The sequence below is a fragment of the Moorena producens 3L genome (assembly GCF_000211815.1).
In the GTDB taxonomy this organism is placed as follows: Bacteria; Cyanobacteriota; Cyanobacteriia; order Cyanobacteriales; family Coleofasciculaceae; genus Moorena; species Moorena producens.
In genome coordinates, this window is sequence record NZ_GL890841.1 from 115,992 (window position 1) to 123,031 (window position 7,040).

Annotated in this window: 8 protein-coding genes; 4 read left to right on the plus strand and 4 right to left on the minus strand. The window is 44.5% G+C overall.

Annotation, left to right across the window (positions count from 1 at the left end):
• Nucleotides 1-69: 69 nt before the first annotated feature.
• Nucleotides 70-564, minus strand: coding sequence for an SRPBCC family protein (locus LYNGBM3L_RS09305; RefSeq protein WP_008181724.1), 495 nt, complete (start codon nt 562-564; stop codon nt 70-72).
• Between the two features lie 676 nt (nt 565-1,240).
• Here LYNGBM3L_RS09305 and LYNGBM3L_RS48500 point away from each other — a divergent pair.
• Nucleotides 1,241-1,375, plus strand: coding sequence for a hypothetical protein (locus tag LYNGBM3L_RS48500; RefSeq protein WP_267872003.1), 135 nt, complete (start codon nt 1,241-1,243; stop codon nt 1,373-1,375).
• Here the strand turns inward: LYNGBM3L_RS48500 and zds are convergent.
• Entirely contained in the window at nt 1,368-2,804 is a 1,437-nt protein-coding gene (gene zds, locus LYNGBM3L_RS09315; RefSeq protein ID WP_008181727.1) for a 9,9'-di-cis-zeta-carotene desaturase, read from the minus strand. The two genes, LYNGBM3L_RS48500 and zds, sit on opposite strands and share 8 nt — an antisense overlap.
• A 48-nt stretch (nt 2,805-2,852) precedes the next feature.
• Between zds and LYNGBM3L_RS48505 the strand changes: the two genes are divergently transcribed.
• Nucleotides 2,853-2,987 (plus strand): hypothetical protein, encoded by a 135-nt coding sequence (locus LYNGBM3L_RS48505; protein ID WP_267872004.1) that lies wholly within the window; start codon nt 2,853-2,855, stop codon nt 2,985-2,987.
• A 439-nt stretch (nt 2,988-3,426) separates the two neighbouring features.
• Here LYNGBM3L_RS48505 and LYNGBM3L_RS09320 read toward each other — a convergent pair whose 3' ends face one another.
• Nucleotides 3,427-3,675 (minus strand): type II toxin-antitoxin system Phd/YefM family antitoxin, encoded by a 249-nt coding sequence (locus LYNGBM3L_RS09320; RefSeq protein ID WP_008181728.1) that lies wholly within the window; start codon nt 3,673-3,675, stop codon nt 3,427-3,429.
• Between the two features lie 240 nt (nt 3,676-3,915).
• Between LYNGBM3L_RS09320 and LYNGBM3L_RS09325 the strand changes: the two genes are divergently transcribed.
• Nucleotides 3,916-5,424, plus strand: coding sequence for an aromatic ring-hydroxylating dioxygenase subunit alpha (locus tag LYNGBM3L_RS09325; protein WP_008181729.1), 1,509 nt, complete (start codon nt 3,916-3,918; stop codon nt 5,422-5,424).
• A gap of 284 nt (nt 5,425-5,708) precedes the next feature.
• On the opposite strand, the gene LYNGBM3L_RS09330 is transcribed toward LYNGBM3L_RS09325, so the two are convergent.
• Nucleotides 5,709-6,611 carry an Rpn family recombination-promoting nuclease/putative transposase gene (locus LYNGBM3L_RS09330; protein WP_008181730.1) on the minus strand — a complete coding sequence of 301 codons (903 nt, stop codon included), beginning with the start codon at nt 6,609-6,611 and terminating at the stop codon, nt 5,709-5,711.
• 109 nt (nt 6,612-6,720) lie between these two features.
• On the opposite strand from LYNGBM3L_RS09330, the gene LYNGBM3L_RS50205 reads away from it, so the two are divergent.
• Nucleotides 6,721-6,924 (plus strand): hypothetical protein, encoded by a 204-nt coding sequence (locus LYNGBM3L_RS50205; protein ID WP_071986839.1) that lies wholly within the window; start codon nt 6,721-6,723, stop codon nt 6,922-6,924.
• The last annotated feature ends 116 nt before the right edge of the window (nt 6,925-7,040 follow it).

Genomic DNA, 7,040 nt, shown 5'->3' on the forward strand with positions numbered 1-7,040 from the left:
TCTCCCACACTCCCTATCTCTCCCCATCTTCCCACTCCCTCGGTGCGCTTGACCCGTAATTAAATTCGCCTAGGTCAAGCGCACCGCTCCCGATTCCCGACTCCCGATTCCCGACTCCCCACTCCTACCTTTCACCTTCAAGGCATAATCCCGGAATCGTTCTAAATCTTCCTGGATGGTAGATTCAACTAGGTTACCTAAAAATAAGTTATCCATTAACTGACCAAGAATGCCGGGAATGCCGTAAGCGATAGTCAGCTTAACGATACTGCTATCCTTACGGTCGTAGAAGCGCACTGCACCTCGATTGGGCAAACCATCTACTGATTCCCACTGAATAATCTGGTGTGGGACTAATTTCATAATTCGAGAGAGCCAGCTAAACTCAAAACCTGTACTGGCAAGTTTCCACCGGGATAAATCAGGATCCTCTTTTAGGACTTCCACTGAGTCAATCCACTTCATCCAGCGCGGCATTTGCTCTAAATCAGACCAAAGCTCCCACGCTAACTCAATGGGAACTTCTACTTCAACTTGTACACTATGTTCGAGCCAATCAGACATGGGTTGAGTTCTCCACGGGTTGAAACCGCGTGGATTCTAAGTTGATGTCGTTACGCGGGTTAAAACCGCGCTCCACGATACTTACAATACTGACTAGAGATTGAGTCTAGTCTGTACCGTTGTGGCAGACTCAAAACTGCCCTACCTCCCTGGCCTTTGGCCACGCTACGCGAACGGATTAACCAAAAAAGTTAACCTGTGGATTTACTTCTAATTTAAACAGCTTTCGGAGTGGTTGTACCAAACAAATCAGGGCAATAAATCACTACTTTTTGCTGCATTACTTGCCTGTTCCTTGAGGAGTAGGATTCACCCCGTCTCTTCCTGGCCGGAATCTCACCGTAAAGCGCAAAAAATCAACGTAACCAACCTTGTTCTTACTCGCACTTCCATTGTAACACGTTCGCCGGGATAAATCCCGGCACGCTCCACGCCCACTTAATTTATTGAGTGGCTAACTCTCGCTTGTTATTTCTATGTTTTAGGTTCGTAAAGTTTTAGTGATTATATCGGGAGGGTGAGGCGGGGCGCGGGGAGTGTGGGAGATGGGGAGATCGGGAAGAAGTAGTTTTAGATGAAGTTGGTATAGTTAAAGACAGTTTTTATGATTGTCTTGATGTTATCCCTGATCAGGAAGAGCTGTGTGGGTCACCGGTGTCACCACCTTGTAAGCCCCTTGGAAACCAGAACCCTTGCTCATGGGTCTCCCCATCTGCCCATCTCGCCAAACTCCCCTCTGATTCCCGATTCCCGATTCTGTTCCCGATTCCCGATTCCCGATTCCCGATTCCCGATTCCCTTCTTCAACTAACAAAAGACTCAATCGCCTTAGCAGCACGACGCCCGGATAGGGTAGCTCCTTCCATACTATCGATATAGTCTTGTTGGGTATAGCTACCGGCTAGGAAGAAATTAGGGATTGGTGTCTTTTGGTTAGGGCGATAGGGGTCCATGCCAGGGGCTTCCCGGTATAGAGACTGAGCGAGTTTTACGACACTATACCAGGTCATGGTCAAGTCTCGTGAGGAGGGAAACAAGTTATGGACTTGGTGAAGCACATGTTTTGCGATCGCATCATTACTTTGTCGGATAAATGGGTCTCCTGGGGTTAGTACCAACTGCATTAGTGACCCTTCACCGGCTTTGTAATAGTCACCAGGACTAGTGAGAGCTAAATCTGCAAAGCAGGAAAAGTCAGCATCGGGAGTATACAGTAGATTATCCATCCCTGCTGCTTCTTGGAGTTGCTGGCGTTTCTCAGCATCATGAAGCTCTGTCACCCAGCCATCAAATCGTAGTTGGACCGTGGCCACTGGTACCGTATCCAGCTTGTAGATATTATCGAAATCGGACCACTTGCGCCATGATTTCGGTAACAGTCGTTTAACACCAGGCACATCAACGGCACAGACATAGGCATCAGCGGTAATGGTTTCTTCGGTTTCCCCTTTGGCAATCACTAAACCAGTCACTCGGGTTTCCTCTGGGGTTTCGGTAAACAGAATTTCCCTGACTTGGCGGCGAGTGTGGATTTTTGCTCCTCTTTCCTCTAAATACTGAATAATTGGTTTATGGAGGTACTCATGAGGAGAGCCTTCCAGCATTCGTAGTACCGATGCCTCGGTTCTAGCCGCAAATAACTGGAAGATGGTTAGCATACAACGGGCAGAAATATTCTCGGTATCGATGAAACCCAGAGCATAGGCAATGGGATTCCACATCCGCTTTAAACTACCGTCGGAACCACCATGACCGCGAAACCAATCAGCGAAACTGACCGCATCTAGGTCACGAATCGTTTTCATTGCGCCATCGAAATCTATCAAGCCACGCACCAGAGGGCTAATCCCCAGAGCAATGGAGTTTTGCAGCTTATCCTGGAGGGAGAGTTGGGAGGTGGTAAAAAAAGCTTTTAGGCCATTAAAGGGAGCACCAGTAATGAAGCGAAAGTCTAGCTCACCCTTGCGTCCATCATTATTAATAAAGGTGTGAGTATGCTCCTTCAGGCGCAGAAACTGGAACGCTCCCACCTTCTTCATCAGCTCAAACAGGTTGTAATAGCAGCCAAAGAAGACATGCAACCCCATTTCGATGTGATTGCCATCCTTATCTACCCAGCTGCCTACCTTTCCCCCCACAAAGGGACGGGATTCAAAAATTTCCACCTCATGACCAGCATCCACTAACTCTATTGCTGTGGCCATGCCCGCGAGCCCCGCACCAACGATTGCTAAGCGCATTCTCCCCTATCCTTTCAGTTTCTTTACAGATTGTAATATATTCCGGGAGTGGGGAGTCGGGAGTCGGGAGTCGGGAGAGTTGATGTAGATGTAGGGTGGGCAGTGCTTAGCGTCGAGATGGTCAGCTTTTTAATTGGGATCAAGCACTGCCCACCAGTGCGATCGCTTTTGACTCTTTCCTAATAATTTACTTTTGGTGGGCAGTGTTTTCCCCCGATGACAAGCTAATCTAATCGGTTTCGAGCACTGCCCACCCTACTATTCTTTCCTAATAATTTACTTTTGGTGGGCAGTGTTTTCCCCCGATGACAAGCTAATCTGATCGGTTTCGAGCACTGCCCACCCTACGCTTAATCTTCTTGAAAATTTAGTGCGATCGCGTGTTTTACCCCGATGACAAGCTAATCCGATCGGTTTCGAGCACTGGCAACCCTAGGATTTATGTTCTTGAAAATTGAGTGCGATCGCGTTTGAGTGCTGCGGTGGGGTAGCAATCAGTAATATTTCTATAATTTATTCTTGAACTTGGTAACTTAGCGCGTTTATCATACGTGATGAAGTACCTTAAATTTCAATTTTCTTCTCCCTGCTCCCTGCTCCCTGCTCCCTGCTCCCTTTAAGCCTAAGCATTCATAATATCCTCCAACAGCTCCTCACTTTCTGACAGCCCAATAAATCCTTCTTGTTGTGCTTGTTTAGCTTTAATAGCTATAAGTTCCTCTTCTAACTCTAAGAACCTTTCAAATTCTTCTATAGAAATAACAACAGCAACATTACGCCCTTTTTTAGTAATTTTTACTGGCTCTCTTCGAGCTAAATCCAACAGTTCACCAAAACGGTTTTTTGCCTCAGATGCTCCAAGGGTTTTCATGACTTTTTAGGTAACAATACTAGATATTAAGTCTAATATAGCCATTTTAGCTAAAATAGTCAATAGCAGCATTTGATGTAGGGTGGGCAGTGCTTACCTTCGAGATTGTCAGCTTTTTAATTGGTATGTAGTGTTTCTCGCATTTATGAGGTACAGTCTTCTTTGAGGTTGATTCCCTGTCTTGATGCAGCGCATCCCTATTCCCTATTCCCTATTCCCTATTCCCTGTTCCCTTTGCTTATGACTATTAAAGCCAATTCAACTAAATTGAACAACAGTCTTGATAAGTCAAATAAAAAAGTTCACCTCAAACAAGAAGAAACATTCCAATGGACAAAGCAGTGGTATCCAGTAGCCGTTGTTGAATTCCTCGCGCCATCTCGTCCTCACAAAATACAGTTACTCGGTAAAGAGCTAGTGTTATGGCGGGATGGGTCTGATCAATGGCGTTGTTTTGAAGATTTTTGTCCCCATCGATTAGCTCCTCTTTCTGAAGGACGTGTCGAGCCTGATGGAACGTTATTGTGTGCTTATCACGCTTGGCGTTTTGATGCTGAAGGAAATTGTGTCAGTATTCCTCAATCCCAAGACCAGGAGACTGAAGTTAAAAACTGCTCGAATCCTAAATCCTGTGCTGTTGCCTATCCAACTCAGCAAAACCAAGGTTTACTGTGGGTATGGCCAGAATCGGGAAGCAAAGCTCAACAGGAAAGTCAGTTGAGAAAACCCCGTTTAATTCCCGAGCTAGAATCAGATTCCGATCGAGTAGTTAAGCTATTTTGGAATATTCGCGACTTGCCCTATGGCTGGGACTTTTTCATGGAAAATGTTGCTGATCCCGCTCACGTACCGGTTTCCCATCACGGTATTATGGGTAGTCGTTATGAAGATGCCAAGTATTATGATATGCCTTGTCTTAGGGAGATATCCACTCAAGAAGGATTTTCCTTTGCTATTAACCCCACCGTTGAGACAGTAGCCGAAGCAGTTCATGACTTTCAACCTCCCTGTCATATGAGAATTGTTACCAGCTATAACGATGGGGGAAAATTAATCTTAGCCTTATATGCCATTCCGACTCGTCCTGGCTGGTGTCGTCATATTGGTTGTCAAGTCTTGGTCAAGAATGAAGCCGGAAAAACACCAGAAGGATTAGGATTTTTTGCCTTACCAATGCCAATTTGGTTGGGTCATGTCTTGGCTTCAGTATTTTTGCATCAAGACTTAGTATTCCTTCACTACCAAGAAAAAATCTTGGCTCGACGACAACAGCAAGACTGGCTCGATGCAGTTTATACTCCGAATCCTCAAGACAAAATGGTAATCACCTTTCGTCAGTGGTTTAAAAAGAGAGCAGGAGGCACAATCCCTTGGGATTCAGGTATAAATGACCAACTTCCCAATGCTGAGTTAGATAAAAAGCAGCTTTTCGATGTGTGGTCAACTCATACTAAAGATTGTGTTGTTTGTCAAAAGGCTCTGACCAACATCAATCGTGCTACGCTAATCAGTTATGGAGCGGCGGCGCTATGTTTATTGATTGGAATAGTTATGGATGCCCGAGCTGTAGCATTTAAGATGGCAATGACTGCAGATGCCGTGACTATATCTCCCTTTAAAGTGATACCTCCAACTGGATTTTGGGTAGGGATCGCGGGAGCAATTCTTTTAGTAACCATAGGCTACTCATTTAAAAGGTTAAGTCGGCTGTTTTACGTTTATGAATTTGACCATTCCAAGAATGATTAAATAAGTTATAAATGTAGTTGATGTAGGGTGGGCAGTGCTGAGCTTAGCCTAGATCAGGTTTTGAATTGGTATTGAGCACTGCCCACCAGCCCAGTAGATGTAGATGTAGGGTGGGCAGTGCTGAGCTTAGCGTAGATCAGGTTTTGAATTGGTATTGAGCACTGCCCACCAGCCCAGTAGATGTAGATGTAGGGTGGGCAGTGCTTAGCTTCGAGATGATCAGTTTTTCAATTGCTATCAACCACTGCCCACCATAGGATTAATTTTATTAAAAATTGAGACTTTTAATTAGAGTGCTCTTGCAGCCAGTTGAGTAAGTCCTCACTGGTCTGAAAATCCCAGATGGCTTCTGATAAACGGTTTAGATCTTCGTTGGTCAAGGCTTCGATTAATGCGATGGCATTAATCGTTAGTTTGCCAAAGCGGCTCTCAAGCAGTCGCAAGAGTAAATTTCTTTCCCCTTCTTCTCGTCCTTGCCTTTTCGCGAAACTCAATGCACCTCGCGAGTCTTCCAAGACCATCTCCTGTTTGCGGAGTTTTTCCACTTCTGACACACTCAACCCCGCTTGATTCGCTATGGTTAACGCTTTTTCCAGCTGTGGGATTTCCCTGAAGTTGTCAGGAATAATTTCTAAGTTGGGCGCTTCTTTAATAAAATATATCCACTTATCGATCACACTTTCTAACTCTTCCAGTTGCTTAGTAAATTTTGGAAGTTCCACAAACACCAGCTTTAACTCGTTCTCCTGATAAGGCAAGTGGTCTTCTTCCTCTTGAAAGTAAAAACAGCTAATTACTTTCTCGGTTGAGGGGAATAACTTAAAATCCGTGATGGTTAAAGCAATGACTGGATTTAGATCGAAATATCCCTGTCCCAATTGCAGTTGATTCCCATAGGTTTTGCACAAGTTATAAACCACTCGCTTCTTGAAAGCTTCCACATTCCAGAGTTGCATCTCGATGATGACAGTCGTTCCATCCTCTAATACTGCCTTAACATCTAGATAAGTGTCTTTTAAATTCACTACATCACCCGCGCTATAGGGATCAATAATTTCTAAATCCTGGATGACGGAATTACCAGAGTATATCATAGCATTGAGTAAGGAAATCAGAATATCCTTACTCTGATCTGAGCCAAAGATTTTCTTGAAAGCAAAGTCAGTTTTGGGACTGATAAATCTCATGGTTTTATACCTTTACTAGGTTTATTTATAGCGATTTTAAATTAGATGAGGTACAGAGTAATGGGTTTTAGGGAATCGGGAATCGGGAATCGGGAATCGGGAATCGGGAATCGGAAATAGGGAATCGGGAATCGGAAATAGGGAATCGGGAATCGGAAATAGGGAATCGGGAATCGGGAATCGGGAATCGGGAATCGGGAATCGGGAATCGGGAATCGGGAATCGGGAATCGGGAATCGGGAATCGGGAATCGGGAATCGGGAATCGGGAATCGGAAATAGGGAATCGGGATGCGCTGCTTCAAGACAGGTAATCAACGTCAAATAAGACTATCATCATAACTGCTATCAACACTATAATTCTGGTTATTTACTATTATTTATTACCTATTTATTATTATAGCCATTTTCAATTTATTAATAAAAAAAA

Bases quoted from the DNA above. Each gene is read 5' to 3' on its own strand.
- LYNGBM3L_RS09330 (WP_008181730.1), bottom strand. From the start codon at position 6,611: ATGAGATTTATCAGTCCCAAAACTGACTTTGCTTTCAAGAAAATCTTT.
- zds (WP_008181727.1), bottom strand. From the start codon at position 2,804: ATGCGCTTAGCAATCGTTGGTGCGGGGCTCGCGGGCATGGCCACAGCA.
- LYNGBM3L_RS09320 (WP_008181728.1), bottom strand. From the start codon at position 3,675: ATGAAAACCCTTGGAGCATCTGAGGCAAAAAACCGTTTTGGTGAACTG.
- LYNGBM3L_RS09305 (WP_008181724.1), bottom strand. From the start codon at position 564: ATGTCTGATTGGCTCGAACATAGTGTACAAGTTGAAGTAGAAGTTCCC.
- LYNGBM3L_RS09325 (WP_008181729.1), top strand. From the start codon at position 3,916: ATGACTATTAAAGCCAATTCAACTAAATTGAACAACAGTCTTGATAAG.